The 26,366-nt window shown below is 39.2% G+C and carries 31 protein-coding genes and 1 pseudogene; 18 read left to right on the top strand and 14 right to left on the bottom strand.

What is annotated here, in order from left to right:
• Positions 1-72 precede the first annotated feature (72 nt).
• The 5 genes from CEY16_RS06680 (at position 73) to CEY16_RS06665 (ending at position 5,705) form a co-directional block, all read left to right on the top strand.
• Complete coding sequence (locus CEY16_RS06680; RefSeq protein WP_238378790.1) at positions 73-1,518, top strand: circularly permuted type 2 ATP-grasp protein; 1,446 nt, start codon at positions 73-75, stop codon at positions 1,516-1,518.
• 128 nt (positions 1,519-1,646) lie between these two features.
• On the top strand, positions 1,647-2,633 hold the full coding sequence (locus tag CEY16_RS15410) for an alpha-E domain-containing protein (protein ID WP_238378789.1): 987 nt from the start codon (positions 1,647-1,649) through the stop codon (positions 2,631-2,633).
• 15 nt (positions 2,634-2,648) lie between these two features.
• Positions 2,649-3,500, top strand: coding sequence for a transglutaminase family protein (locus tag CEY16_RS15405; RefSeq protein ID WP_238378788.1), 852 nt, complete (start codon positions 2,649-2,651; stop codon positions 3,498-3,500).
• A 203-nt stretch (positions 3,501-3,703) separates the two neighbouring features.
• Positions 3,704-5,164 carry a SulP family inorganic anion transporter gene (locus tag CEY16_RS06670; RefSeq protein WP_101331224.1) on the top strand — a complete coding sequence of 487 codons (1,461 nt, stop codon included), beginning with the start codon at positions 3,704-3,706 and terminating at the stop codon, positions 5,162-5,164.
• A 118-nt stretch (positions 5,165-5,282) separates the two neighbouring features.
• The gene (locus tag CEY16_RS06665) at positions 5,283-5,705 is read left to right on the top strand and encodes a universal stress protein (RefSeq protein ID WP_101331223.1); all 423 of its coding nucleotides are present in this window, start codon (positions 5,283-5,285) and stop codon (positions 5,703-5,705) included.
• Between the two features lie 248 nt (positions 5,706-5,953).
• Here the strand turns inward: CEY16_RS06665 and CEY16_RS06660 are convergent, their stop codons facing one another.
• The 9 genes from CEY16_RS06660 to CEY16_RS06620 all read right to left on the bottom strand — a co-directional run bounded on the left by CEY16_RS06660 (position 5,954) and on the right by CEY16_RS06620 (position 12,075).
• Positions 5,954-6,658 carry a hypothetical protein gene (locus CEY16_RS06660; RefSeq protein WP_101331222.1) on the bottom strand — a complete coding sequence of 235 codons (705 nt, stop codon included), beginning with the start codon at positions 6,656-6,658 and terminating at the stop codon, positions 5,954-5,956.
• A complete protein-coding gene (locus tag CEY16_RS06655) occupies positions 6,658-7,530 on the bottom strand; it encodes an ATP-binding cassette domain-containing protein (RefSeq protein WP_101331221.1) in 873 nt (290 codons plus the stop codon). Before CEY16_RS06655 ends, CEY16_RS06660 begins: the two co-directional genes overlap by 1 nt.
• Positions 7,520-7,903, bottom strand: a complete 384-nt coding sequence (locus CEY16_RS06650; RefSeq protein WP_238378787.1) for a GntR family transcriptional regulator — start codon at positions 7,901-7,903, stop codon at positions 7,520-7,522. Before CEY16_RS06650 ends, CEY16_RS06655 begins: the two co-directional genes overlap by 11 nt.
• 295 nt (positions 7,904-8,198) lie before the next feature.
• Complete coding sequence (locus CEY16_RS06645; protein WP_101331219.1) at positions 8,199-8,693, bottom strand: hypothetical protein; 495 nt, start codon at positions 8,691-8,693, stop codon at positions 8,199-8,201.
• A 78-nt stretch (positions 8,694-8,771) separates the two neighbouring features.
• Complete coding sequence (locus tag CEY16_RS06640; RefSeq protein WP_101331218.1) at positions 8,772-9,413, bottom strand: hypothetical protein; 642 nt, start codon at positions 9,411-9,413, stop codon at positions 8,772-8,774.
• 102 nt (positions 9,414-9,515) lie between these two features.
• On the bottom strand, positions 9,516-9,899 hold the full coding sequence (locus CEY16_RS06635; RefSeq protein ID WP_101331217.1) for an HIT family protein: 384 nt from the start codon (positions 9,897-9,899) through the stop codon (positions 9,516-9,518).
• A 9-nt stretch (positions 9,900-9,908) separates the two neighbouring features.
• Positions 9,909-10,478, bottom strand: a complete 570-nt coding sequence (locus tag CEY16_RS06630) for a nucleotidyltransferase family protein (protein WP_101331216.1) — start codon at positions 10,476-10,478, stop codon at positions 9,909-9,911.
• A 25-nt stretch (positions 10,479-10,503) separates the two neighbouring features.
• Complete coding sequence (locus CEY16_RS06625) at positions 10,504-11,223, bottom strand: metallophosphoesterase family protein (protein ID WP_101331215.1); 720 nt, start codon at positions 11,221-11,223, stop codon at positions 10,504-10,506.
• A 12-nt stretch (positions 11,224-11,235) separates the two neighbouring features.
• Positions 11,236-12,075, bottom strand: coding sequence for an alpha/beta fold hydrolase (locus tag CEY16_RS06620; protein ID WP_101331214.1), 840 nt, complete (start codon positions 12,073-12,075; stop codon positions 11,236-11,238).
• Positions 12,076-12,215: 140 nt separating this feature from the next.
• Here CEY16_RS06620 and CEY16_RS06615 point away from each other — a divergent pair, with 140 nt between their 5' ends.
• Complete coding sequence (locus CEY16_RS06615) at positions 12,216-13,268, top strand: C45 family autoproteolytic acyltransferase/hydrolase (protein ID WP_101331213.1); 1,053 nt, start codon at positions 12,216-12,218, stop codon at positions 13,266-13,268.
• Here CEY16_RS06615 and CEY16_RS06610 read toward each other — a convergent pair.
• Together CEY16_RS06610 and CEY16_RS06605 are read right to left on the bottom strand one after the other, a co-directional pair.
• Positions 13,265-14,470 carry an MFS transporter gene (locus CEY16_RS06610; RefSeq protein WP_238378786.1) on the bottom strand — a complete coding sequence of 402 codons (1,206 nt, stop codon included), beginning with the start codon at positions 14,468-14,470 and terminating at the stop codon, positions 13,265-13,267. The two genes, CEY16_RS06615 and CEY16_RS06610, sit on opposite strands and share 4 nt — an antisense overlap.
• Before the next feature lie 24 nt (positions 14,471-14,494).
• On the bottom strand, positions 14,495-14,896 hold the full coding sequence (locus CEY16_RS06605) for a nucleotidyltransferase substrate binding protein (RefSeq protein ID WP_101331212.1): 402 nt from the start codon (positions 14,894-14,896) through the stop codon (positions 14,495-14,497).
• 118 nt (positions 14,897-15,014) lie between these two features.
• On the opposite strand from CEY16_RS06605, the gene CEY16_RS06600 reads away from it, so the two are divergent.
• The 5 genes and pseudogenes from CEY16_RS06600 to CEY16_RS06580 all read left to right on the top strand — a co-directional run bounded on the left by CEY16_RS06600 (position 15,015) and on the right by CEY16_RS06580 (position 18,254).
• Positions 15,015-15,626 carry an HD domain-containing protein gene (locus tag CEY16_RS06600; RefSeq protein WP_101331211.1) on the top strand — a complete coding sequence of 204 codons (612 nt, stop codon included), beginning with the start codon at positions 15,015-15,017 and terminating at the stop codon, positions 15,624-15,626.
• A gap of 18 nt (positions 15,627-15,644) precedes the next feature.
• Entirely contained in the window at positions 15,645-16,550 is a 906-nt protein-coding gene (locus CEY16_RS06595) for an aminoglycoside phosphotransferase family protein (RefSeq protein ID WP_101331210.1), read from the top strand.
• Positions 16,547-16,849: a hypothetical protein gene (locus CEY16_RS06590; protein WP_101331209.1), complete on the top strand. Its 303-nt coding sequence runs from the start codon at positions 16,547-16,549 to the stop codon at positions 16,847-16,849. Before CEY16_RS06595 ends, CEY16_RS06590 begins: the two co-directional genes overlap by 4 nt.
• A gap of 5 nt (positions 16,850-16,854) precedes the next feature.
• Positions 16,855-17,523: pseudogene (locus tag CEY16_RS06585) on the top strand (HAD hydrolase-like protein); the annotation flags it as partial.
• A 53-nt stretch (positions 17,524-17,576) separates the two neighbouring features.
• Positions 17,577-18,254, top strand: coding sequence for a hypothetical protein (locus CEY16_RS06580; RefSeq protein ID WP_101331208.1), 678 nt, complete (start codon positions 17,577-17,579; stop codon positions 18,252-18,254).
• Between the two features lie 165 nt (positions 18,255-18,419).
• Here the strand turns inward: CEY16_RS06580 and CEY16_RS06575 are convergent, their stop codons facing one another.
• On the bottom strand, positions 18,420-19,052 hold the full coding sequence (locus tag CEY16_RS06575) for an SIMPL domain-containing protein (RefSeq protein ID WP_101331207.1): 633 nt from the start codon (positions 19,050-19,052) through the stop codon (positions 18,420-18,422).
• A gap of 139 nt (positions 19,053-19,191) precedes the next feature.
• Between CEY16_RS06575 and CEY16_RS06570 the strand changes: the two genes are divergently transcribed.
• From CEY16_RS06570 to CEY16_RS06560, 3 genes are all read left to right on the top strand, one after another.
• Positions 19,192-19,908, top strand: coding sequence for an ABC transporter ATP-binding protein (locus CEY16_RS06570; RefSeq protein WP_101331206.1), 717 nt, complete (start codon positions 19,192-19,194; stop codon positions 19,906-19,908).
• On the top strand, positions 19,901-21,184 hold the full coding sequence (locus CEY16_RS06565) for an ABC transporter permease (RefSeq protein ID WP_101331205.1): 1,284 nt from the start codon (positions 19,901-19,903) through the stop codon (positions 21,182-21,184). Before CEY16_RS06570 ends, CEY16_RS06565 begins: the two co-directional genes overlap by 8 nt.
• Positions 21,185-21,335: 151 nt before the next feature.
• Positions 21,336-21,779, top strand: a complete 444-nt coding sequence (locus CEY16_RS06560) for a universal stress protein (RefSeq protein WP_101331204.1) — start codon at positions 21,336-21,338, stop codon at positions 21,777-21,779.
• A gap of 47 nt (positions 21,780-21,826) precedes the next feature.
• Here CEY16_RS06560 and CEY16_RS06555 read toward each other — a convergent pair whose 3' ends face one another.
• Both CEY16_RS06555 and CEY16_RS06550 read right to left on the bottom strand, forming a co-directional pair.
• Positions 21,827-22,006 carry a hypothetical protein gene (locus CEY16_RS06555; RefSeq protein ID WP_101331203.1) on the bottom strand — a complete coding sequence of 60 codons (180 nt, stop codon included), beginning with the start codon at positions 22,004-22,006 and terminating at the stop codon, positions 21,827-21,829.
• An 86-nt stretch (positions 22,007-22,092) separates the two neighbouring features.
• On the bottom strand, positions 22,093-22,905 hold the full coding sequence (locus CEY16_RS06550) for an AAC(3) family N-acetyltransferase (protein WP_274379935.1): 813 nt from the start codon (positions 22,903-22,905) through the stop codon (positions 22,093-22,095).
• A 100-nt stretch (positions 22,906-23,005) separates the two neighbouring features.
• On the opposite strand from CEY16_RS06550, the gene CEY16_RS06545 reads away from it, so the two are divergent.
• The 4 genes from CEY16_RS06545 (at position 23,006) to CEY16_RS06530 (ending at position 26,356) form a co-directional block, all read left to right on the top strand.
• Entirely contained in the window at positions 23,006-23,452 is a 447-nt protein-coding gene (locus tag CEY16_RS06545; protein ID WP_101331201.1) for a DUF4385 domain-containing protein, read from the top strand.
• 24 nt (positions 23,453-23,476) lie between these two features.
• Positions 23,477-24,667, top strand: coding sequence for a YeeE/YedE family protein (locus tag CEY16_RS06540; protein ID WP_101331200.1), 1,191 nt, complete (start codon positions 23,477-23,479; stop codon positions 24,665-24,667).
• Positions 24,668-24,834: 167 nt separating this feature from the next.
• A complete protein-coding gene (locus CEY16_RS06535; protein WP_101331199.1) occupies positions 24,835-25,668 on the top strand; it encodes an amino acid ABC transporter substrate-binding protein in 834 nt (277 codons plus the stop codon).
• Positions 25,652-26,356, top strand: a complete 705-nt coding sequence (locus tag CEY16_RS06530) for an amino acid ABC transporter permease (RefSeq protein ID WP_101331198.1) — start codon at positions 25,652-25,654, stop codon at positions 26,354-26,356. Before CEY16_RS06535 ends, CEY16_RS06530 begins: the two co-directional genes overlap by 17 nt.
• Positions 26,357-26,366: the final 10 nt, after the last annotated feature.

Raw genomic sequence — 26,366 nt, 5'->3', positions numbered from 1 at the left:
TTTTCGAAATTTTTTGAAAATAATATGGTATAATAGTTGTATCTTTCAATTCTAACGAGAGGGGCTCAAACTGTGATTACTAGATATAAAGTGCAGAACTTCTTTGATGAAATGTTAAATAATAACGGAGACCCTAAACCTCATTATGAACAATTCTATAATATCCTACAAGAATTCACTCCTCAGGAGCTTCATGAGAAAAGCGAGACTGCTCAACTCAACTTTTTAAGACAAGGAATTACTTTCACAGTTTACAGTGGAAATTCAGGAACGGAACGAACAATGCCGTTTGATTTCCTTCCAGTCATCATTACATCAGACCAATGGGATCACATCAAGCAAGGTATGACCCAACGCGTTCAGGCATTGAATTTATTTTTAGAAGATATATACACTGAACAGAAAATACTGGCGGATGAGATCATTCCACGAGAATTAATTGAAAACAATCCCTACTACTATAAAGCCCAAGCATCTGACTTAGATATTCCTAATAAAAATCATATTTTCTTAGCTGGTATCGACTTGATCAAAGATGAAAATGGTGAATACCGCGTGCTTGAAGATAATCTGCGTAACCCTTCAGGTATGTCTTATGTCTATCAGAACCGTTTTGTAATGAGACGTGTGTTCCCAGAATTCTTCAACCACCATAAAATCACTACTCTTGAGCACCAAATGTCTCTTATGCATGAATCACTCAAAAGTCATTCACCTGAGAATTGCAGTGACCCTAAACAATCAATTGCTGTCCTGTTAACACCTGGCCAGTACAATTCAGCTTACTATGACCATGTCTTCTTAGCTCAACAGATGGGGATCGAATTGGTGGAAGGTCGCGACTTATTAGTAAAAGATGACATTGTTTATATGAAAACGATTCATGGTTTACAACGTGTGGATATCATCTATCGCCGAATTGACGATGATTATCTTGACCCCGATGCTTTTAAACCTGACTCCATGTTAGGTGTCCCAGGATTAATGGAAGCTTATCGCAAGAAGAATGTAGCTATTTTGAATGGAATCGGTAATGGTGTAGCGGATGATAAGGCGACTTATGCCTATGTTCCAGATATTATCCGTTATTATTTAAAAGAAGAACCAATTTTGAAAAATGTGGATACTTACCTACTAAGTAATCCGGAGTCAAAAGAATATGTTCTCGACCATATAGAAGAGTTAGTTGTGAAAAATGTCGGGGCTTCTGGCGGTTATGATATGTTGATCGGACCACACGCTTCGGCGGAAGAAATTGAACTCTTTCGTAAAAAAATTATTGAAGAACCACATCAATATATCGCTCAACCGACCATCCAGCTTTCACGAATGCCTGCATTCCAAAACAATCGATTTTATCCTTGCCATATCGACTTAAGAGTGTTCGTTATGGGTGGAAAAGAAATCAATGTGTTACCTGGAGGACTTTCGCGAGTCGCATTGAAAGAAGGATCGCTCGTCGTAAATTCCTCACAGGGTGGAGGCGGTAAAGATACATGGGTGTTACGCAACCAATAGATTCAGAGTACTGGGAAAAACTTGGCTTCTCGCCAAGTCCTAATAGCGAAAGCACTAGTTTTTCATATACTTTAACCCTTTAACAAAGTTAAACATTCTTAAAGTACTGCAGAAAGGATGAGTCATATATGTTAAGTCGTGTGGCAGATTCACTGTATTGGATGGCTAAAAATATTGAACGCGCTGAAAATAATTCAAGGATTTTATCCACAAGATTAATTGATATGTTAGAAGCAGATGATACAAAAGCACTTGCCTATAAGGATTGGGAAGAGATCATCGATATCTGTTCATCTTACGAAGATTACGTACTCAATAATGAGAAATTAGAACCTTCATCAATAGTTCAATACTTGACTTTCGATCAGAACAATATGAATTCGTTACAACAGATCTTAAGAATTGCAAGAGACAATGCCAAGTCTACTCGAGAAATCATCCCTACAGAGCTTTGGGAACATTTGAATGACTGCTATTGGAACAGTAAAGATGTCGACTCGACTGACTGGACACTAAAAGACGTGGACAATTTGTTGAAACAGTTGATCCAGTCCTCATTCACTACACAGGGAATTATTGAATCTTCCTTATTACGAGGGGATAGTTATACATTTTTACAAATAGGAAAATGTCTTGAACGTGCAGAAAAAACTTCACGCATCCTAACCATGATGTGTGAAAAATTAAAAGAAGATGCAATAGATCAAGATGAGACATTTTATTATCACAGCTTAAGAACATTGCATTTCGTCAATGGTCACCAAGCATTTTTAAAAAAATATCCACCATCGATCAAAGGTGAAGACGTTTTGACGTTCCTTATTTCAGACCATACATTCCCAAGATCAATCGTTTACTGTATTGAACATGTGCAGCAGGCGATATCTGAAATGGAAGGCGGACAGGTTTCCCTTTACTCTGAATCTCTGTTCAGAATTTTAGATGAAGTTAAAGCTGATTTAGAAGAACTAAGAATCCAAGGCTCATCGATGGATGAAATGATTGATTTTTTAAATAATTTCAAACAACATTGTAATCAGATAGGCGATATTTTTTCTAGAACATATTATTTAGTAGACCCGAAAGTAAATGGGGCTTATCAGAAGCAAACTTGAGAGAGGAAGGCCTCTATGAAATACCAGATTGAACACATCAATAAATTTCATTATGATACTCCAGTCGACCAAAGCCTGAATCATATTCGATTGAAACCAAGAACAGATGAATGCCAACGGTTACTGTCTTACCGAACAGAAATCAATCCTACTGCGGTCACAAGAGAGCACGTGGATCTATGGGGTAATACAGTTGAAAAATTCTTTATCCCCGAAATCCATGAAAATCTTGAAGTGAAAACGACTTCAATAGTCAGTATTCAAAAAAGCCCATTCATTCACCGGATGGAGTATTCCCCAGAAATGAGGAATATTTATCATTCTGAATTGTTCCACCAACATTATTTAGCTTATTTGAATCAGACGAATTATACGTTCATCAATAAAGAACAGGTGGAAGCAATCAATCAAATTATTGGGGAAAATACAAACCCGATCCAATATTCTTTAGATGTCATGAAATATATCCATGAAAACTACGTATATGATACTGAGGCGTCAGACGTGAAAACCCAAGCAAAGGATTCCATCAATAATCAAGCAGGAGTGTGTCAAGATTTTGCTCACGTCATGCTAGGGATTTTGCGAGCGAACTTGGTCCCATGCCGGTATGTCAGTGGGTATCTTTATGTAGGTGAAGATTCAGCACTAGTAGGAGATTCAGCCACTCACGCGTGGGTAGAAGTGATTGTACCTGGAATCGGATGGTGTGGACTTGATCCGACAAACAATGTAGAAGCATTAGAAAATCACGTCAGAATCGGCACAGGCCGTGATTACGACGATGTAAGCCCACTTCAGGGAGTATACAGAGGCGGTGGCCAAACCTTAACTGTCAATGTCAGTTGCACCTTATTAGATTCCTAGATATTAAGACGAAAACCTCCAACAAATTTGTTGGAGGTTTTTTATATTTTAAAGTTTGGTCGAAAATCGTAATAAATTGAAGGAATTTGAAGCATACACCCGATGACATACGCTTACATGACGATTTCCAAAAAAACCATTCCTGTGCTAAGATTATTCTGTTTGCTTGCACGGAGAACAAATACTAAAGAAGAGGTGGAGAATTGAATTTAGAAACAATTAAACGAGAATGGTTTGGAAACGTAAGAGGAGATATATTAGCAGGCATGGTGGTAGCGTTAGCTTTGATTCCTGAAGCAATTGCTTTTTCCATCATTGCAGGTGTAGACCCAATGGTCGGCCTGTATGCCTCCTTTTGTATCGCCGTGGTGATTGCCTTCGTTGGCGGTCGACCAGGAATGATTTCTGCAGCTACTGGTGCCATGGCACTTCTGATGATTACATTAGTTGCAGATTATGGTTTGGAATATTTATTAGCAGCAACTATTTTAACAGGGATTCTACAGATTTTATTTGGTGTCTTCAAATTATCAAAAGTGATGAAGTTCGTGCCGCGCTCAGTCATGATTGGCTTCGTAAATGCTCTTGCGATTCTGATTTTCACTTCCCAACTACAACATTTTGTTGGTGAAACATGGATCATGTATGCGTTAGTCGCACTTACTCTAGCAATCATTTATATTTTACCGAAGATTACTAAAGCAGTTCCTTCAACCCTAGTTGCAATCGTAGTGGTAACAGCTATTGCAATCTTTGCCAACTTTGGCGTGAAAACTGTAGGGGATTTAGGCTCATTGACTCAAACATTACCAATGTTCATGTTGCCACAAATTCCTTTAACATTTGAAACTCTAGCAATTATCTTCCCTTATGCGTTGGCATTAACGATTGTTGGACAATTGGAGACTTTATTAACAGCGTCGATTGTTGATGATATGACAGATACAGAAAGTGATAAGAACAAAGAATGTCGCGGACAAGGTTACGCTAACGTCGTTACAGGTTTCTTTGGTGGTATGGCTGGTTGTGCGATGATCGGACAGTCGGTCATCAACGTGAAATCAGGTGGGACAGGACGTCTATCCTCTCTTGTTGCCGGAGTCTTCCTGATGTTCTTGATTATTGCATTAGGTAATGTCGTCGTTCAGATTCCGATGGCAGCCTTAGCAGGGGTTATGATCATGGTTTCGATCGGTACGTTCGATTGGAGCTCTCTCACTAACATTCACCGCGTACCAAAATCGGACGCCACTGTAATGGTAGTTACTGTTGGTACAGTTGTCATCACACACGATTTATCTAAAGGTGTATTAGCAGGGGTTTTACTAAGCGCGATCTTCTTCGCAGCTAAAATTTCGAAAGTATCAATTGAAGAAAAAATGAACGATGCTCAAACTGAAAAGATTTATGCGATCCATGGGCAATTGTTCTTCGCTTCAGTTTCGGAATTACCGAAAAGATTCGATTACAACCAAGAGATTGATCGAGTGGTACTAGATCTTTCTCAGGCTCACCTTTGGGACGACTCTGCGATTAATGCACTCGATAAAATAGAAGCAAAATTCGAGCAACAAGGTATCGAAGTAGCCTATAAAGGTATGAATAATGAGAGCAAACAACTTAAAAACAAAATCGGGGGGCTTAGCAAAGCTTCCTCCCATTAGATAATCTAAAAGTGGCTATTCCGGATGATAGCCACTTTTTTTTAGGAATGAATAATCTTTACTATTTGTCTGAAAAATCATACAATGACTGAAAAGGTCAATTAGAAGAGGGGATTTTATGTATAAACGTGTACTCGTAGCAGCAGATGGTTCTGAGCACTCTTTCCGTGCAACAGAACATGCCATAGGATTATTAGAAAGAGACAATCCAGAAAGTGTTATTGAGGTTGTGTATTCTATTAGCCCGTCCAAGTCCAAAGCAGATGTGCTTCATACTGGAGACAAGGACATGATCGCGAAAAAACGTCGCGAGCGACTTAAAGATATCGAAGGTTTATTAGAAGAAAAGAAAATCCCTTATGAGGTAGTGATCTTGCAAGGTGAACCAGGACCCACCATTGTCGAGTATGCTAATGGGCATATGTTCGACTGTGTAGTACTAGGTAGTCGTGGCCGAAACAATTTACAAAGCATGGTGCTAGGTAGCGTCAGCCACAAGGTCGCTAAGCGAGTAAATTGCCCGGTCATGATAGTCAAATAGGCACGTCCTTCTCGAAAAATGTTTAAAAGTTCTCTTCCTGGGGGAATTGATAAGCAACAATCGAAAAGGACGGTGAGTAACTTGATCCGTACAATTTTAATGGTTATCGGTTTAATCGTAGTAATTGGTTTTATCATTTCGCTATTATAAACACTCATACAAAAAGCAGCCGATGTGGCTGCTTTTCTTCATTAAATCAGGCTTATTTGAGCCAATAATGGCGCAATACTTTGGCCAAATACCATCCTTTACAACTTAATAGATACATATTTCGTTATTCTTCTAATGACAACTAAAAGAATTGTAATCAAAACAGCGGATCCTAGTAAAGAAATCGGTAAAGAAAATTCACTTCCGGCAAATGGCAACCAATCTGCAAAGCCTTTATAAATATCTCCTTCCCATAGGAAATCCGTCACCATCATCAACACGATTGCCACTCCTATAAAGAAGAAGCCTTTCTTCCACCCGTAACGATAGTATCCCACACCGATCAACCAGCCAATGTAATAGACGATCAATATTGATACACTATAAAAGATGATGGCAGACAACCAGTTTCCGCCCATTTTGTTTACCAGGGAATCCATTTCATATTGTATGTTCAGCAATCCCCAAACTCCATATCCGGCGAGCGAAATTACTGTAGCAACCAACGCTAAAATAATAGAAACACCTGCTCCTGATATCGCTCCCCCTATAAAGTAATCCTTTCTAGTGACTCCATGGTTAACTAAAATCGGCAAAAATGTATAAGCACTCATTAATCCAACAATCAACATAACAATTGGCGCGGATCCATATGAGAAAGTAAGGAAATCACCTTGTTCGAAATCATAGTTCACAGCTAAAATCAGTAATGCTATGTGAAAAAATATGATGAAAAAAACATAAATTACTACCCATTTCATCTGCTCAAATAACATATCACCCGTCACTTTTTTCCACATCATTATTCCTCACCTCCTGTAAGATGAATAAACAAGTCTTGAAGAGAAACTGGACCAATTTCCAAGCCGTCTTTTCTTGCAAATTCTAGTTCCTCTTCACTTAATTCACCAAAAATGGTCACCGATTTCGTCGTTCCAAGCTTCTCTTCATTGAGAATCTCTTTATTTTCCACGAATTCATCCACTTTCTTGTGGTGACCTGTAACCGAAACTCCCTTTTCAACTAACGACCCATAATTTTCGTGCAATAAAAGCTTCCCGTCATGGATCATTACGATTTCATCAAAAAGATAATCCATCTCAGAAACCAAATGAGTAGATAAAATAAAGGTTCGAGGATGTTTCTCTTGGTCTTCAAGTAATTCCTTATAAAAAATATTTCTAGTTGGAGCGTCCATCCCTAAATAAACTTCATCGAAAATTGTAATAGGCGCACGGCTAGCCAGTCCCATCGTGACATTCAATGCTGACTGCATTCCTTTCGAAAGTTTATTCGCTGCCTTATCGAGTGGCAATTTAAATCTTTTCACGAGGTGCATCGCATACTCTTCATCGTAATAAGGGCGATACTTTTTGACGGTATCAAGCATATCCTTCACATTCTCCGTCTGATCCGAGTAATCAGCATCATAAAGAAAGGCAATATCTCGCATAACCTTTGCATTTTCAAAAACTTCTTCTCCATTTACACGAAGAGAACCTTCCGGAGTATACTGAAATGCGGAGATTATAGATAATAACGACGTCTTCCCTGCGCCATTCCTACCAATAAGTCCAATAATTTTCCCGCCTTCAATGCTAAATGATATATCCTTTAAGGCCTTAAATCCTTTATAATTTAATGAAATATGTTGAGCTTCTATCTTAACTGTCATCTGAACCACTCCCTTTCACTTTCTTGATCATATCGAAAACCTCATTTTCAGAAATCCCCAGTTTATCTGCCTCTCGAACTAATCGAACGACATAAGTATCCATGAAAGCACTCTTCCGCTTCTGAACCAGTTTTTCCTTAGCCCCTTCTTCCACGAACATACCTACACCTCGTTTTTTGTACAAAATGCCTTCATCGACAAGCTGATTCACACCTTTTGCCACGGTTACATGATTGATTTTGTAAAAGTTGACGAGCTGAGTCGTGGATGGTGCCTGATCCCCTTCTTGAAGCTGATCATTTACAATTTGATCTTCTATCTGTTCACGAACTTGCTGGAATATGGGCTTCCCTTCATCAAATTCCTTCTTCAACGTGGAATCACCACCTTTTATCACTTTCATTTATATGGTTATATAGTTTAGTATATAACCATAATAGCATAACGCTAACAAGAATCAAGATTTTTATGCAGGTCAAATATACTCCAATAAAAAAAGAGAGCACATCGGCTCTCTTTGTCATTAGATAATTCATAAAGATTAGCACACAGGGGCGCTTGAACTGCAAAAAGTCTTGTTGAATTCGGTACCCTGAAGTTTGTGGGTGGCTCCCTGAAATTCGAATGCTGTTCCCTGAAGTTTCAGAACGCTCCATTGCATTAATCACTTATTTAATATTTACGATCTTTGAAACAGTTATTTCTCTTTTGTTATCTATATAGTTATCCTTATCCAACGAAAAATCAGCAATTGCTTCAAATTCATACTCCCCAGTTTCTAACTCATCTAAGCTAGGATGGTCAAATTCCACTTTATGAACTTCATCTTTCTTAAGTGTTGTGGTCAGTAATGGCTCGTTCATTCCTCCAATATGTTCGAAATCACCATTTACCTGATAAATATTAAAGAAAAATATACTTCCTCCGTGGTAAATATTCTTTTGCTCTTTTTCTCCTATATAAGTGATCGTGGCATGAACTTCGGGGTTTTCGTTTTCATTTTCAACATTTATAGATACCTCAAAATCACCCTCTTGCTTAGTATCTTCGGTATCATTTGGTCTTTCGTTGCTGTTAGATTGACCACTATTATCTGTTCCGCATGCAAATAATCCAAATGCCAACATAAAAAATATAGATAGTATTAAAACTAATCTCCTCATTGTCTGTACCACCTTTAAAGAATTAGACGCACCGGATAAAGTTATGTTTCAAAAAAAACCGATAGAGCACCTTTAAATTCACTTTTCACTAGATGGGAATATCGTGTAAGACCACGAATACAAAAAGTCTGCCACAAACACGATGCCCCATATCATTCCGATTTGATAGATCGTCTCATTTGGGTAAGGGGAATTTTCAAATCTTCCTTCTTCAATCCAAGAAAAATCAGTTAAATATTCCTTCATTTCGAGCAACCCACTTGTTCCATAAATCCAGAAAATCAATTGAACTGCCACAAATATTATTAAATGAATCATGCTGCTATAACGGTATTTTCTCGCGATATATTTAGGGTCTTTATTTTGCTCCATGGCCCGATAATCTTTGTCTGTTAAAAGATCAACCCCACGCCACTGACTGAATTTTTTTCTCATCCAACGATCTAGCTTGATAAAGTCATAGACTCCAAAAGTACAAGCGTAGACGACAAAAATTATAATAACAATTTGGAACGTGGACATTTCTCCTGTTACTCGGTAAATCAAAAATCCTAACAATGCCTCTAGCGCTAATAATCCCAGAAAAACAAAAATGAAGATCAAGCTCAGCTTTTTCTGGTTTAAAAAATACCTTAAGAATCCAAATAAAAGTAAAGCTACTAAAGATAGTATTTCAGCTACGATAAAAATCTCCCATTGATAGTCGATAATTATTTCCAAAGTATTCTCTCCCAACAAAGTCACGTTTCCCAACCTAAAACAAATGCAGCTAGTGCTTATAATAATTGGGTATTTAAAGAAATCTTTTTGACTAAAAACTCCTTATATTCTACGATTCTCTTCACCCTTCAACCAATATCGAATACCTCTCCCCACGAAAGGCTCATCTGAATATCTTGGGATGATATGTAGGTGCGCGTGGAGGATGCTTTGACCTCCAATAAGTTCACAGTTCCACCCTAAGTTATAGCCATCCGGGTTATACTTTTCGTCTAGGATCACCTTAACTTCGTGCATGAGGGAATATGTGGCGTCCCATTCTTCTTTTGTTAAATCAAACACGGTTTCGCGGTGGTCCTTAGGGATAATTAAACCAGAACCGACCAATATTTCTTGGGGAATTTGTATAAACCGGCAGTATTCATTTTCTGCAATAATCTGTTGATTCTCCCAAGCTTCAGGATGGCAAAATGGACAATCTTTCATAACGACCTCCTAGTCTACGTAGTAGATTCGTAGTTTATTCCAAGTTGTTCTCCAATTTTTCTTTTCTATTCTGCTTTCATATATCTCGGAAAGTCTAAGGTTTTCAGCGAAAAGTGGAGTCGGCTTCACTTCCAAATTGACCACATCTTTAATCCCGTGAGGCGCTGATAGTATTAATTGATTCATCGGATCAAGCTTAATTCCAAGAGCTGTTGCAGCCTCAGGAAATTTTGAGATGCCATCTTCTGAAGAAGTGTATGGGGCTAGATCGTTGACTCTATGCATTCTTGCTTGGTTTTTCACTGACCAAGGTATTGAGGGATCTTTAACCTCTAGTTCATTCTCCCAATATTTTTCCGTTATTTCTGAAGTATCCTTTTCATCAAAGTAAATGACATCAATATCATTTAATGGAGTTCTCACGGTATTTCCATGAAGCTCATCCCAAACTTTTGAGCGTACAAAGCCTGCACAAACCCACCAATCGGGTAAATTCAACTCTTTTACTTGTTTCAATATTCCCATCATCCAGTGATCTTCTTGGATTAGCTGTTTAATTTCTTCTTTAGTTTCTATCATCTTTCCGAACTCCCTTGCAACGATTCTATGCATGACGGTACTTTGCGAACATGATCTCACCACGATATGGTTCCAGTCCTGGCATACCAAGATCTCTCGCAATGCCGACTTCCGCTTCTCGGTCATAATCTACTCTTACAAATTCGATTCCATTAGTTCCGTGACTTCCATCAATAATGACATAAGAGGCCTTATTTAGATCAAGTGAGTTGCCGACACTTCCCACGTTACAGAGGATACCGTTCGAATATGTATGTAAAAAACTTGTGTGAATATCCCCGTATAAGACAATATCAGGTTTACGTGATGACGAACTCGTTCCAGTCGCATCACTATTTTCAAACATTGTTAAACGATCTTCTAGTGGGTGCCACGGAAGAATTCGTTCAAATTCACTTCGTGGTGATGCATGCACACATCTGATTAATTGTTCATTTAATTCGATATCAATGTTAAAAGGTAGATTCTTTAAAAAATTGTAATCATCTTCAGTCAATCGATCTTTATACCATTGTAAGAACTCATTATCTGTTTCTTCTTGAATAAAAACATCCCAGTTCCCACGAATGACTTTGTCGCACTTCTCTTTAACGGTTGCAATACAAGCTGAACCTTGTGGACCTTTCCCTATTAAATCCCCAAGACAAAAAATTCGATCCACCGACCTTTTTTCAATGTCTCCTAATACTGCATCAAGTGCTGTTTTATTTCCATGGATATCTGATATGATAGCGATTTTTTCCAACAGTTCTCCTCCTTACATCTCTTTGAATTGACTAACCACCCGTTTAAACTTATCCTTCTCTTCTACGAAAGCATTGTGGTTGCTTTCCTCGAAAATTTCGAGCTTCGCCTCAGGAATTCCATCTGCGATTTGAATAGAACAATCCAGAGGGCACTGTGCATCATGTCGGCCCGAAGCTACCAATGTAGGTGTCGAAATGTTTTTCAAGTCTTCAACCACGTCATACTCTGGCCCATCTACGTAGCTGAAATAATCTACCCTTTCAGATATGACTGCCCCGCTACTCGGTTTAGCATAATACTCATCAGCTTTTTCCGGTCGATATAAAGACATGGCTCCCCATTCTCTTCCAGCAGCTATTCTTTCTTCTCGCGTTGTGTCTTCTGAACGGAATAACGCTAGAATCCCTCTCATTCTTTCGTTATTAGGATTCTCAGCACAATAGATACTGTCAGGGTGTTTGGCATAATTCATGTCAGCACTAGCTCCACTACAAAAGAGTTTGGTCAGTGATTCTCCCGCTTGCAATGCATAGACTAGTCCGAGCATACCGCCTGTGGAGTGTCCCGCAAATGCCCAACGGTCGATCCCTAACGTTTCTCGAATAGACTCCATATCTTTAACAGCGCTTTCCATACTCATTTCATCGTCTTCTATTACCGGACTTGAATTCCCTGCGCCTCGTAAATTCACTAAATAAACCTTGAATTCTTCTGTAAAAGTATCAGCGAAGTAATTACCTTTTTCATTAAACTGTGAATATAGGTGAGTCGCACACAATGGCTCCCCTTCTCCTTTCACGAAGACTTCAAATACTCCTCGCGACGTTTCGATCATGCGTGTCGTATACATGCAACCCCTCCCGAATTATCTATCATCATCCTATTCTATTTACTAATATTTTACAACATATCTCGAAACAACTATTTTGACATCACTCCTTCCATCACTTACAATCTCGGTGTTCAGAAAAAAAATTGAGGATGATACCAATGAAAGAAATATATAGTGAAGTGATTCAATTCAGAGGAAATCATTATGATTTCGGCTACGAACAAGGGAAACAGCTAAAGGACTCTTTAACAATACATAATCGCAACAGACAGTGGAAGAAAAAACGTGCGCGATTCGTGATTGATATTGATGAAGCGAAAAAAGCGTTCATGACATTCGCCCCTCAAATCTGGGACGAGTTCGAAGGTTTACAAGCTGGGCTTGAAATGCCGATGGAGGATGTTCTGAGGAATTTCGGAGGATACCGTGTCGAACCCGAACGTAGTGGATGTTCAATTATGACGGGTACGGATTATATGGTCAGGAATTATGATTTTCATCCGCAAACCTACGATGGACGCTACACCTTTTTTCAACCGACAGATGGCGGATACGCTGTGGTCGGTCCGTCCTCTCGGATTACTGGCCGTATGGATGGAATGAATGAAGAAGGATTGGTGATGGGCTATAATTTCACCCACCGTAAGAAGACACATGATGGGTTCGTCTGTTATATGATCGGGCGGATGATTTTGGAGACGTGTGCCAATGTCGATGAGGCAGTTGCTTTATTAAAAGAAATTCCTCACCGCAATGCATTCAGCTACGTCATGATCGATTCTAGCGAGGTTACGTATGTCGTGGAAGCTAGCCCTCGAGGAGTTAAAGTACGTGAATCCAATGTATCTACCAACCATTTCGAAGTGCTGACCGATGAAAATCGCAACCATTTAATAGACTCTCAAAAGCGTCAAACTGTAATTGAAGATCACCTAGACGAGTGGTCCGAGGCGAAACAAGCATTCAACTATTTCAATGACTCCAGCCTCGATTTATTTTCCGATAAATACAAAAGTTGGTCTGGTACGATTCACACCACTGCTTATTTCCCGAAAGAAAAGGTGGCTTGGTTCACACTTGGCGGGGATAAAGAGCCAGTTGTTTTTGATTTTGAAAAATGGTTGAACGGTACCGATGTCAGTATTGAGCGTATCTACGGAGAAGTCAATACGACGCTCGGATTTGCGAATATGGACGCGTTTGTTCGCTAGTTTTCTTGAAAATATGATTGTCGTTTCGGCTGGAAAACCATGATCGCCATCATAAGGGCAACGACCAGCATACCTACTGCCATCGCAACAATCGTCATCCGAAGTGCAATCAAGTCAGCCAACACACCGACTCCAAGAACGAAAATGACTTGCCCCACGCTTTGAATCAACTGAAAAATGCTTGTCACCCTCCCCATCGTATCGGTGGGGATATTATTTTGATAGAATGTCGCGATCCCTGCATTAAAAAACACAAGGAAAAAACCTAAAATGATGAAGCCGAATGCAATCGACGAGAATGACCAGGCAAATGCATACAACAAATAACCGACAGTCGTCATCACCACTCCTACGCCAACCATAAAACGAAGCGACACCTTTTTCGAAAATATAGACAAGAGAATTGCCGCAACAACCGAACCGATGCCTGTAATACTGATCAATAAACTATAGTCGAATTCTGAAAGTCCGACCACACTTTGGGCAAAAACAACTTCCTGTGCGTCCATGGCGAAAGTGAACCACATCGTTGCAATGAACGCCAAATAAAAGAAGGCCACAAATTTTTGAGATTTCATGAACTCCACCACTACATGAAAATCACTCCATACTTGTTTGAACGTCAACTTCGGAATCGACGACCGGTCAATGATTTCCTTTTCAGGTATAAACGCCAGCAATATTGCGGAAACGATGAAAAAACTACTGTTCATCCATAGCGTCCAATCAATGTTAGTCAAAAGAATCAGACCTCCACCAATTGATGGACCAAGGATGAATGCTCCAGAGGTCATAACTGATTGAATCGAATTGAACCGCTTCCGGTCTTCCTTAGGAATCATCTGAGTAATATATGTAGTGGACGAAGGCATAAAAAATGAATTTGCAATTGCTAACAATACAAGAAAGGCATAAATAAAAGCCACACTCGTTGCGAAAGGAATACATAAAATCAAAGCTGCCCTCGCCAGATATGTAGTGATCATAATCTTCCGCTTCGAACGAAAGTCTATAAAACTACCGGTCCAAAATTTCATCACCATATTGGTCAGTGGGCCGACCAACCATAACCCTGCTACTGCTGCCGCTGAACCAGTCATTTGATAGACCAATATATTAATCGAAACAAGGTAGATGAAGTTACCTATGCTGGAGATACCGACAGAGCCAAGTAAAAGCCAAGCATGCTTCCAATTTTTCAAGATGTATTCCCCCAAGATTGCCGCTTATTTTTCTAAAGAAAGTTGTTGATAGAAGTATTTTAATTCAGGATAATAAGTTGTTTGAATATCTTGGGTGAGTTGACGCGCCACTTTTTCCGTAAATAGGTAGTACGCTAAATTCCTGCGGTTATAGATTTTCATCCATGTCCGGTGATTTTGGATGAAAGGATATTCCTTGATTTCCTTCAATGCATGTCTTTTCGATTCGACGGGATTTCCTTTGGCATCCAAATAGTCAAAAAGTGTGCTGTATGCATGCTCCATCGACATTTCAAAAAAATGAATCATTCCAGTTCTTTCGATTTCACTATCTATTGATATGTCCTGATATTTTTCTAATAACTCGAAGCTCTTTTCAAACTTCTCGAATTGTTCTTTCCAACGTCCCTCTTTATATGGATCCATGATAGATAAACTCCTTTTCAGTCAAGCTACTGATTATTTTACATGATAAAACCCAACCATGCTATCGAGTTAAAATATGGTAAAATAAAGTTCACAATTGATTAAGGGGTGTATATAAATGCAAACCGAATTACATAAAATCTTAAAGATTGTTAGTCTTGCAGAACGTTTAAAATTCGAATTAAGGCATAGCTGGTTATCGAACGGCAGGCAGGAAAGTGTTGCCGAACATACGTGGAGAGTGTCATTGATGGCCATAATGGTTGAACCATTATTGTCCCAAAGAGTTGTGATTGAAAAGCTATTAAAAATGATAATTATTCATGACTTAGTAGAAGCAGAAGCTGGTGACCTTCCCACATTCGACACAATGTCAGACGATGCTTTGAAAAAAATAAAACAACAGAATGAGACCCAAGCGATTAAAAATATTAAAAGTACTCTTGATAACGAATTGGGCCAGGAATTATACGATTTATGGTTCGAGTTCGAACACAAAGATACATACGAAGCGAAGGTAGCGAATGCATTAGATAAGTTAGAGGCTCAAATACAACACAACGAAGCAGACATTTCTACGTGGAAAGAAATCGAGTATGAAATGAGTTTCATGATGGAGAAGCACGTGAATTTCGAACCTACATTAAGAAACCTCAAAGATTTAATTGAAGCCGATGCAGAAAAAAAGCTCCTCGGAGCAGGAATTGACTTAGAAAATATCAAGAAGTAATAAGGAAAGGGTGAACCGATGACATTTGATAGTATTTCTTTTTTAAATGAATACAAAACTGCCCACAAAATCAACAAAGGCTTTTCTCATGATGAAAAATGGGTAATCGACGATCGATATCTTTTAAGGATATTCGGTGACGTTTCATCAGAACAATTAGAAGAACAAGCTTTGTTGATTCAAAAAGCTGTTAACAACGGAGCCTCTATTCCAAATGTACACGAATTAGGCATGTACCAATCAAAACCCTATATGATTCTAGATTACCTTCAAGGAAAGAATGCTGAAGAAGTTTTACCTGTGATGTCAGGGCAAGAACAATACCAGGCTGGCTTAGATACTGGAAGAGGTCTTCAAAAGCTTCACGCGAGTCCAGTGGATCAACCTGTGGCGTCTTGGGAATCCAAGTGGAACAAGCGAGTTTACAGACTAGCGCCAGACTTCGAGAGTATATTCAAGAACTCCCCAAGACATTTGAAAGTACTAGATTTCATTTATGATCAACTATACCTTATGAAAGACAGACCACAGCGAATCCAGCATTATGATTTCCACCCATCAAATGTGATATTTAATAACAATCGCTTCGAGGGAATCATTGATATGCAAAAAATCAAGTTAGCTGACCCTTATCACGAACTCTATAAAACTGAATATTTCACTCTACCGATCAGCGTGTCCTTTGCACGCGGGATATTCGATGGTTATCATGACGGTTCTGTCCCCGCGGATTTCTGGAAGTTACATCGCCTATATGCAGCCATCCACATCGTTTCTGCAGAAGTCTGGGCACACAACGTCGCGATTGATCAAAAAGAAACATTTAGAAGATATACCGAAAGGACCCTTAATGAATGGGATGATTTTCAGTTAGACATACCAAAATGGTATACAGCTGGTCATTCAGAAGGAGAGAACATATGAGGAAAGTTTATGTGATTTTAGTAAGTGTCTTATTGACCACTTTAATTCTTTTTGGTGGTTATTTTCTATACAATAATTATTCTTCAAAAGGAATTGCCACAACTGAAGTCGTTGAAAAAATCGAAAAAGATAACCGTTTCTTGTTAGAAGTTGAATTCCAGTCAGATGAAAGGGAAAAAATGGAGTTACACCCCTCAGCATGGAATCTTGTAAAAATCGGAGAATCCTATGAGCTAAGGTGGTCTCAAAAATTATTTGATAAATATAAGCAAGTTAATCATATAGATGTAACTAAATAGAATTTTTTTCAATCAAGGGAGAGAAAACATTGTCTAATGCACTAATATTCGATATGGACGGAACACTTTTTCAAACAGACAAAATCCTAGAATTATCACTTAATGATGCTTTTGACCATCTACGATCATTGGGTAAATGGGATGCTGACACCCCTATAGATCAGTACCGAGATATTATGGGCGTACCTTTACCCCAAGTTTGGGAAACTTTAATGCCCAGTCATTCGTATGAAGAAAGAGAAATCACCAATGATTATTTCTTAGAAAGATTAGTTGAGAATATAAGAAATGGTGAAGGCGATCTGTACCCGAATGTAGAAGAAGTCTTCGATTATTTAAAGGAAAAAGATTTCTCTATTTACATAGCAAGTAACGGGCTGAAGGAATATTTAAAAGCGATTGTAGATTATTATGGCTTAGATCACTGGGTCACTGAAACATTCAGCATACAACAAATCGACACCTTGGATAAAGCTGATTTGGTTGGCACGATCATCGATAAACACGATATTAAGAAAGGTGCGGTAGTTGGTGACCGTCTCTCTGATATAAAGGCTGCAAAAGTTAACGGATTAGTCGCGGTAGGATGTAATTTCGATTTTGCACGTGAAAATGAACTCTCCCAAGCTGATATAGTAATTGATGACTTGATCGAATTGAAAAAATATTACTAGATTAAAGGAATCCATACAACGGCAACTAACCATTTGAAATAGGAGGGGGTCAAGTGGGCTTAGAAATCTTTCATTTAACGTTACCGATGAGTGCGTTAGTCTTAGGAATATTTACAGGATACTTCACCAAATGGTGGGCTGGACCTATTTTTTCCACCATTTTTTTAACCAGTTTCTATGCGATATTTATGTATTTCGAAGCAGGCCCACAGATTTCATTCACATTGTTCATGATAATCATTTTGGTGGTATCTGGGATTAATTGGGTTATAGGTTGGAATATCAAAAACGCTCGAACCAAAACAATTGGTAGGCTTGTCCCGCTTCTTTCTGTTGTTATATTGATATTTTATTTGGTGACGATGGAATTGCAATTCAAGACTTTTGATGAAACACTTTCATTTGAAACCGAGGACATTTCTAGGGCAGTGATTATATATAGGGGTGAGGGACTGCCGCCTACCGGTGAGGAAAAAGAAGCAACTATTGATGGGGATGATGCTCGTTCACTCGTAGAATCTTTTTCAAATATGGAATTGCGAAAGAATAACGACAGAGTCTATAGCGGAAATTACGAAATTCGTTTTTATTACTCAAATCAATTGTTTTGGATTAATTTCGACACAGTGAACGATGATATAGCGATACAAGGTGAGGAATATGATATATTGGATGATTTCCATTACCAAGAAATACTCGACAAGATTGAATTGAAAGAAAGAAATCATTAGGGATGTTTCCATTGTGGTGGAAATTTATCTCCCTAATAGTTCGAACTATTACGAAGTGGTCAGTAACCATAGCCTTCCAGAAATCGTTGAGAGCTATGAGCTTGATTGGGAAGAACTAAAATAAACGATTTTTTTAACTCGAGGGAACCAAATATGTTTCCCCTCTTAGTAATCACTACCATATTGAAACTTCGCTTCGATATTTGCTTCGACTACGATTTCGCCTGGCTGTATTGGAGTACCACTTGTGACTTCTGCCATTGAATACATCCTCGGCTCGGGACTGACTGATTGTGGGAGCTCATCTACCCGGATTGGAATTGGGTCCATGTTCACTTGCATGGTATTGGTGAGTGTCATCGCATTCGCTGTTGCATCAAGAAGCGCCTCTGATAGTGCTGCACGGTAGATTTCATTTGGGTTCGAAAGCATGAAATTCAAATCAGAAATTTGGTTCGCTCCATTCCTGACAGCTGTATCTACTATTAGACCTACTTGAGTAATATCAGATATTCTCACACTTACCATGTTCGTTACTTGATACCCTCTGAACACTTGTTGACCATCGACGTAATCATACATGGGCTGAATACGAAAAGTTGTCGTTCGGATATCTTCTTCTGGAATGCCCAGTTGGAGCAATGAATTAATCACCTGATTCATTTTAGAACTATTTTCTTGTAACGCTTGTTCTAAACTGGTGTCTTCTGTCACCACACCTACTTGTATTTCTGCTATATCTGGTGCCACTCGTAAACTAGCGGTTCCAAAAACCGTCAAGACTCTCGACTTTTCCATAGCTCTCCCACCTCTCTTCAGACTCCCTCAAACTATATGCACGACTTCCCATAAAATTCTCAATTCATTGTAGTAATTTAAAGGGAATGCTTGCGATTTTAGCGAAAAATATATTGAAACCCTAAAAGGAGCAAATACCATGAGTGTGTTAAAAGTACATATTAACGAAGCTGGCTATAAAACAAATGAAATAGTAATCAAAGATATAAAATTCGAGATCAAACCCGGAGAGTTAGTGGGGCTTCTGGGACCGAATGGGGCAGGGAAAAGTACGACCATCAAAGGCCTGATAGGGACACTGGAATATATTAATGGAACGATAGAATTTGATCAAGATGAACGCCGTTATGCATACATTCCTGAACAACCAGTTTTTTATGATGATTTGACCATGTGGGAACACTTTCAATTTACTGCTTCCGTTTGCGGAATGACTGATTCAGAGATGGAAAAACGTGTGGGTGAATTATTGAAAATATTTCGATTGGGGGAAGTGAAGCATCACCTCCCTCGTACCTTTTCTAAAGGAATGCAGCAAAAATTGATGATCATTTTAGCTTTTCTCGTTCGTCCTTCGCTTTATATCATCGATGAACCCTTCGTTGGCCTAGATCCTAGAGCTATTCGGGATTTCCTAAAATTATTAGAAGCAGAGCGGGAAAATGGAGCTAGCGTTCTGATGTCCACTCATGTACTAGATACGGCTGAGCGCATCTGCGATCGTTTTTTGCTAATTGCCTATGGTGAAATGATAGCTAACGGGGACATGAAAGAATTGCAAGAAATGTTGAACCTTCCTGATGCCGCCCTTTTTGATTGTTTTGAGCAATTATTAGAGGATAACGATCATGATTAATTTACATAACGGCAAACACCTATTCAAACATCGACTGAAAGTTCACCGGAAAGAAAAGCTCCAACTTTTCAAGGTCAGTGTTGATTGGACGGTATGGCTCTATTTCTTAATTCCTATACTGGCTATCGCTATTTATCGCTACATAACATTATGGCAGGGAACATTCGCGTGGGGTTACTTTTTTAATGAACAAACCATCGTACTCCCACTTATTTTATTTGTGACAAGCGGGTTTTGGTTTACGCACATCAAAGCCGCAGATATGTTGTTTCTATGGCAAAAAGGGAGCTGGATTAATGAGTTGAAATTGGCAGGTCTTCTCCATATGATCAAAGTCAGCTTCTTTCGAATGATTATATTTTTCATTGGGTTTCTACCTATTTTTCTAAACTATATGGGCTGGCATCTAGTAGAAATCGCCTTTCTTTTCTTTCTACTGTTGTTGATGAATATACCTTTTCAAATCATTAAACGCGACCTTTCCCTGCGTCTGCACAAATGGATTTATCGATTTGTAATTGTTTGGGTTGCAGCACCAGTAGCGTTGTTCCTATTCTTCACTATATCTAGTCTCGGGCAAGTTGGAGCAATGTTCTTTGCTATAGGCACTGCATCAATTTTTTCTTTTATTTATATCAAGTTAGCAGTCAATCGACCGTTCAGATTTGAAAAAGAGGTTGAACTAGAAACTACCCACCAATCTCAGTTGGGTCAAATGGTGCTCGGCCAATCAGCACTGATCGGTGGGCCTGAATATTTATCAAAATCCCGTTTTAGTTTTTCTAGAAAACGCCCTTTACTTTTCAGGAAATCCGGTCGAGTTTACCGAAGAGTTAGTCCAGAGAATGGGTGGAAAGAGTTATATATCAAAAGCTTGTTAAGAGATAGCCAAAGAACCCTCGTCTACTTGCAGTTAGTAGTTATTGGGTGTGTTGGATTATGGTTCTTACCTTTTTGGTTCAAGTTGTTACTTTGGGTCATCTTGATTGGAGCACTCGGAAGTATTTTGAGAGATTTTTGGTTTAAGGTTGGTTCTCATGGTTTTTTAGATTTAGTATCATGGCCAACATTCCAGATTAAACGAGCAGTAAGTAGGGCTTTATTGGTTGCGATGGCACCAGGTGTAGTAATAATGAGTGCTGTAGTTGGTTGGAGTACGTTCACTTGGCTAGGACTGACAGGATTTGTCGTTGGAGGCTTTGTAGTAACTTGGTTAATGATTAGTATGTTTGTGTCACAAGTGATTTTTTCAAAAAGCTATCAGCGGTTTATGTAGTTTTAGTCATTTAAGATTTAGTCCAGCGCACTTCACCAAAACTTTTTAGGTTATAAAAATTGCCCATAAAGCCGACACGCCCAACTTGTTTATTATTCAACCGTTGGATATAATTTTCTTAACAAACGATTTTCACAAAAGGAGTTTTGAAATGGAACAATATCAACCTTACCAGCATATCCTTGTCGCATTCGACGGATCAGAACCAGCGAAAAATGCGGTTCAAAAAGCGGTGATTATGGCGAATGGACTTGGTGCTAAGTTGACCATCGCTACTATAATAGATAGTGATCAAATGGATTTGCTTATCGTCGGTGGATACAAAAACGCTGTTTCAGAAGCTGAATCAAAGGCTAGAGCAAGGTTGGGAGAATTATTAGAGGAACTTACGATTCCAGCTGGACTGAATTTTGAAACCACTGTTCGCCTAGGAGTGCCTAAGCATATGATTGCGAAAAAATTACCCGATGAACTAGGTGTTGATTTGATTTATTGTGGAGCGACTGGTACAAACGCGTTAGAGCGTTGGTTCTTAGGTTCCGTTTCCCATCACGTTCTGCATCAGTCAGAGCGAGATGTATTATTAATCAGATAATATTAAGCACATGTATCTCAAACGGATACATGTGCTTTTTAAGTTCATTATTGATTTGGTTGTTGCTGAGATGACTGTGACCCTTGCATTCCTTGACCAGACATACCCATCATGCCGGGCATCATGTTTTGCAATTGACCGCCTTTACCAGTCATCATGCTGTAGGTCGCAGCTCCGACACCGATAGAAGCAATCACAGGTAACCACTGAATATTTCTATTTTGCATTTTTACACATCCTTTTCTGTCATATCACTCTTAGTATGAAAAAAATGAATGTGATTATGTCAGTGAATCATTACCAACCCCACCCGCTAATTTTCTTGACGATGTTTCGTAAACCACTTCTCAGAAAAATCAACGGCATCTCTCACCTTAAACAACTTAGAATCAGCCAATCCCATTTTACCCTGTTTCACTGGATGGTCTTTTTCAAATGCCTTGCCTACCTCTTCAAAAAGGTCTTCCTTCATTTCAATCTCTTCATACACTTTCCAAGCGCGTTTGCCATTTTCAATTATCGGCGAGCCTTCTTTCTCGATCTTAGCTCCTGGAGCACGGTATTCCCCAAGATGAAAAGAAGTGTTCGTTTCATAACTCGTCCCTAGAAAAAGAACATGTGCATCTAAGTCATTTAATTTCTTCAAAGGAGAACCTTCCCCTAGACCATATGCTAATTCGTGCTGTCCAATAATTTCATCTCGATTTTTCCCCCATGCAGCGAAGGAACACGTGGGATGACTGCTCCTTTTGACATCAGGATATGTACGGAATGCTTCCGCAATCGTACCCATTTGACGCGTAGGTGTTTTCTCAGCATCAAAAGCTGGCATCTCTTCACGAATAATAGGCCACCATGACTCAGGCACGGGTGGATTTTCCCATTCAGAAGGATCGGAAAGGTCTGCGCTCTGGCTAGGCATCACAAGTGTTCCTTCTTCAGTCAGTACATTCATGAGTGCTTGAATGACAGCCTGTGAACCCCCACTGACCCACCCAAGTTTCGATAATGACGAATGAACAAGTACTGTCATTCCATTTTTAATTCCCATCTCTTTAAGTTCAATTTCAAGCGATCGCAAAGTATTTGGCCGTTCCATAATTTGAATTACTTCTTTCATATCAATCCTTCTCCCCTCTTTCGTCTCATTTTACACTGTTCCTGTTAAAGTCGCATAGTTAATAATCGTCTAAATTCGGGAATGTAAAAAAGAAGGAGTGAAATCTATGGCATTCAACTACGATAAAGATTTTGACAATATTGATTTCCGCAAACATCCTGATCAGTATCAAGTCGGTCGAGGAGAGCAAGGAGTTTTATTAGTCGAACCTTACAAAAGTGAAATACTTCCCCATTGGCGCTTTAAAACACCAGAAAAAGCCAAGGAATCCTCCGAAAAAATTCACGAGCTTTTTGAGCAATATAAACAAGAAGACGACTTTGTTGGTATGGATATGGCACGAAAGTTTTTGCAAATGGGTTATACACGCGCGAGACGATACGCAAACTACAAAGGCGGTCAAAAGTATGACGAAAATGGTCAAATAAATGACCGGGATATAGATGAAGAAAAAGCTGAAGCCGCACAAATATTCGAAGAAAAGTGGAAAATCGTCCGTAATGATGAAGCGTATTTAGAAAAAAAGCGAGCACATCAAAAAGAGTTCGGATAATTATTAAATAAGAGGAGTACCCTAATGTCTGAAAACGAAAAACGTTATAGAAAACCACAAAACATCATTACTGCCATATTCTTTATCATTTCTATTATTATCGCCTACCAAGCTTATATATACTCAGGATGGCAATTCGTACTCCTGTTTATTATAGGTTTCTTTATCGGTTTCACATTATTTCATGCGCGATACGGTTTTGCGACAGTATATCGTCACTTAGTGGAAGATCATATTACCGAAATGCTTCGAGGGCATATGATTAAATTCGTTGTCGTCACAATTTTATTCACGTTAATTTTTCAATTCAATATAGGTTTATCCGGAAACCTACCTGATGGAGCAATTTCACCTGTCACAACCGGAGTTGTCATCGGCGCTTTCATCTTTGGATTTGGGATGGAATTCGGTAGCGGACTAGCACCCGGGAGAATGAACACAGCTAAAGGTGGCAGAACTGCCTTACTTTTCACTGCTTCAGGTTTCTTAATCGGTGCCACAGTAGGCGCAGTACATTTCTCGTTCTGGAACACTTCCTTACCGAACGGACCCCAAATCTCTTTGGCAAAAGACACGCCCCTTGGATTTCAAGGCGCACTTTTATTACAGTTAATAATCTTTACATTGATCGGTGTCGGTTCTTATATCTATAAAAGGAGAACTCGTCCTCCTGCTCTTCCGCCCATGCCCAAAGGAGCCGGTTGGACCAAATTTTTATTCGGAACATGGCCTATTTGGGTCGGTGCAGTACTTATAGCGAGCTTGAACGCAGCTGTTTTGGTCGTCCAGGGCAGTCCGTGGAAACTAACAGCAGCTTTCACTACATGGGGCTCCAAAATTGCTCAGCATATTGGGCTTAATCCTTCCTCTTGGTCTTACTGGGGCGAAGAGGCACCGGTAAAAACACTTAACCAGTCCGTATTTCTCAATAATTTAAGTGTGTTGAATTTCGGCGTAATCAGTGGGGCTTTGATCACCATGTCATTAGCCGGTTTAATCCGCTTCAGTAAAATTCCTCCTAAGTTGATGATTACCTCCCTAGCAGGGGGTTTTCTGATGGGTTATGGTGCATGCATTTCATTCGGTGCCAACGTTGGAGCTTATTTCAGTGGTATAGCTTCATTCAGCCTACATGCCTGGATATGGGCTTTGATGGCAATCAGTGGTGTATTCATCGCTTTTTATCTAGAAAAGAAACTTCAGATTACTCGCTAGCAATTTCTAATCCATAGTAATTCATTCGGGTTTATTGATAGAAGCTTACTAAGCATTAATATAAATCCCTCAGAGTAAAGAGTTTAATTGGTTTACAAATAGTAAAACCTAATATATAATCTCTTTTGGAACCAAGAATTCCGATAAAAATACTGGGGGTTTTCAACATGAAAAAATTAAACTTATTATGGATCATTACAGGATTGCTCTTAATCTTAGCTGCATGTGGCACGGATGAAGGGGAATCCGATTCAAATAATAGCGGAAACGATTCCGATGAAGAAACAAGCTCGAACCTATATGACGAAATTATGGATGAAGGCGTGATTTCTGTTGGAACAGAGGGTACTTATGCTCCTTTCACGTTCCACAATGAAGAAGATGAACTAACTGGGTATGACGTAGAAGTCATGAGAGAAGTGGCTGACCGCATGGGAATAGAAGTTGAATTCCACGAAACGCAATGGGATTCAATGTTCGCAGGCTTGAACGCTGAACGTTTTGATGTTATTGCCAATCAAGTAGGAATCAATGTTGACGACCGTAAAGAAAAATACGACTTTTCTGAACCATATACTTATTCAGGGGCAGTTGTGGTCGTGCCAGAAGATAATGAGGATATCACTTCATTTGAAGACTTAGAAGGCAAGCAGTCTGCACAATCACTTACAAGTAATTTTGGTTCGATTGCTGAAGAGAACGGGGCAGAATTAATCGGAGTAGAAGGACTTGCCCAATCGATCGAACTAATTAAACAAGGCAGAGTAGACGTAACAGTTAACGATAAACTTGCGGTACTTGAATACATGAATGAAACAAATGATCCGACGATTAAAATTGCTGCTGAAGAAGAAGATGTTTCACAGTCAGCCTTCGCTTTTAACAAAGGAAATGAAAAACTAGTTGAAGCATTTAATGAAGCATTAGCTGAAATGAGAGAAGATGGAACACTAGCTGAAATCTCTGAAGAATGGTTTGGCGAAGATGTTTCTACTCAATAATTTACTTCTTTCAATCACTGAGAGGACTGATGGTTGGGAACTAGTGAAGCAGTCATTATGGCCAATGATTGAAGGTGCGATTCAATATACGATTCCACTGACCCTTATCTCGTTTATAGTCGGAATTACAATTGCACTTATAACAGCTTTGCTAAGATTATCAAAATCAAGAATTCTTAGAGCACCAGCAGTGATGTATGTTTCAGCGATTAGGGGTACTCCCCTTCTTGTTCAATTATTCATTGTATTCTATGGTTTGGGAAGCATTGGGCTGACGATAGATCCATTTCCGAGTGCTGTCATCGCATTTTCTTTAAATGTAGGAGCTTATGCATCGGAAATCATCCGTGCGTCGATTTCTTCCATTCCTAAAGGACAATGGGAGGCTGGTTATACAGTCGGGATGTCACATGGAACTACCTTGAAGCGAATCATCTTACCGCAAGCGAGCCGGGTATCAGTACCACCCCTTTCAAATACATTTATCAGTTTAGTAAAAGATACATCATTGGCATCCTTGATACTTGTCACTGAGCTGTTTCGTCAGGCACAGGAAATTGCTGCGAGGACTTTTGATTTCATGCTCTTATACGTGCAAGCCGCAGTCATTTACTGGGTTATATGTTTTATCCTCTCGATCGGTCAAGAAATGCTCGAACGGAGATTGAACAGATATGTCGCAAAATAGGAGGTGCCCA

The organism is Halalkalibacillus sediminis (genome assembly GCF_002844535.1).
Taxonomy (GTDB): domain Bacteria; phylum Bacillota; class Bacilli; order Bacillales; family Alkalibacillaceae; genus Halalkalibacillus_A; species Halalkalibacillus_A sediminis.
Note: the sequence above shows the minus strand (reverse complement) of the source record. Positions and strands in the feature narration are given on the sequence as shown.

Coding starts and splice junctions, on each gene's coding strand:
- CEY16_RS06655 (WP_101331221.1), bottom strand. CDS start 7,530: ATGACAGTTAAGATAGAAGCTCAACATATTTCATTAAATTATAAAGGA.
- CEY16_RS06560 (WP_101331204.1), top strand. CDS start 21,336: ATGGAACAATATCAACCTTACCAGCATATCCTTGTCGCATTCGACGGA.
- CEY16_RS06635 (WP_101331217.1), bottom strand. CDS start 9,899: ATGAAAGATTGTCCATTTTGCCATCCTGAAGCTTGGGAGAATCAACAG.
- CEY16_RS06595 (WP_101331210.1), top strand. CDS start 15,645: ATGACATTTGATAGTATTTCTTTTTTAAATGAATACAAAACTGCCCAC.
- CEY16_RS06575 (WP_101331207.1), bottom strand. CDS start 19,052: ATGGAAAAGTCGAGAGTCTTGACGGTTTTTGGAACCGCTAGTTTACGA.
- CEY16_RS06570 (WP_101331206.1), top strand. CDS start 19,192: ATGAGTGTGTTAAAAGTACATATTAACGAAGCTGGCTATAAAACAAAT.
- CEY16_RS15410 (WP_238378789.1), top strand. CDS start 1,647: ATGTTAAGTCGTGTGGCAGATTCACTGTATTGGATGGCTAAAAATATT.
- CEY16_RS06660 (WP_101331222.1), bottom strand. CDS start 6,658: ATGATGTGGAAAAAAGTGACGGGTGATATGTTATTTGAGCAGATGAAA.
- CEY16_RS06530 (WP_101331198.1), top strand. CDS start 25,652: ATGTTTCTACTCAATAATTTACTTCTTTCAATCACTGAGAGGACTGAT.
- CEY16_RS06630 (WP_101331216.1), bottom strand. CDS start 10,478: ATGATAGAAACTAAAGAAGAAATTAAACAGCTAATCCAAGAAGATCAC.
- CEY16_RS06545 (WP_101331201.1), top strand. CDS start 23,006: ATGGCATTCAACTACGATAAAGATTTTGACAATATTGATTTCCGCAAA.
- CEY16_RS06600 (WP_101331211.1), top strand. CDS start 15,015: ATGCAAACCGAATTACATAAAATCTTAAAGATTGTTAGTCTTGCAGAA.
- CEY16_RS06565 (WP_101331205.1), top strand. CDS start 19,901: ATGATTAATTTACATAACGGCAAACACCTATTCAAACATCGACTGAAA.
- CEY16_RS06605 (WP_101331212.1), bottom strand. CDS start 14,896: ATGGATCCATATAAAGAGGGACGTTGGAAAGAACAATTCGAGAAGTTT.
- CEY16_RS06665 (WP_101331223.1), top strand. CDS start 5,283: ATGTATAAACGTGTACTCGTAGCAGCAGATGGTTCTGAGCACTCTTTC.
- CEY16_RS06590 (WP_101331209.1), top strand. CDS start 16,547: ATGAGGAAAGTTTATGTGATTTTAGTAAGTGTCTTATTGACCACTTTA.
- CEY16_RS06535 (WP_101331199.1), top strand. CDS start 24,835: ATGAAAAAATTAAACTTATTATGGATCATTACAGGATTGCTCTTAATC.
- CEY16_RS06555 (WP_101331203.1), bottom strand. CDS start 22,006: ATGCAAAATAGAAATATTCAGTGGTTACCTGTGATTGCTTCTATCGGT.
- CEY16_RS06615 (WP_101331213.1), top strand. CDS start 12,216: ATGAAAGAAATATATAGTGAAGTGATTCAATTCAGAGGAAATCATTAT.
- CEY16_RS06620 (WP_101331214.1), bottom strand. CDS start 12,075: ATGTATACGACACGCATGATCGAAACGTCGCGAGGAGTATTTGAAGTC.
- CEY16_RS15405 (WP_238378788.1), top strand. CDS start 2,649: ATGAAATACCAGATTGAACACATCAATAAATTTCATTATGATACTCCA.
- CEY16_RS06540 (WP_101331200.1), top strand. CDS start 23,477: ATGTCTGAAAACGAAAAACGTTATAGAAAACCACAAAACATCATTACT.
- CEY16_RS06645 (WP_101331219.1), bottom strand. CDS start 8,693: ATGAGGAGATTAGTTTTAATACTATCTATATTTTTTATGTTGGCATTT.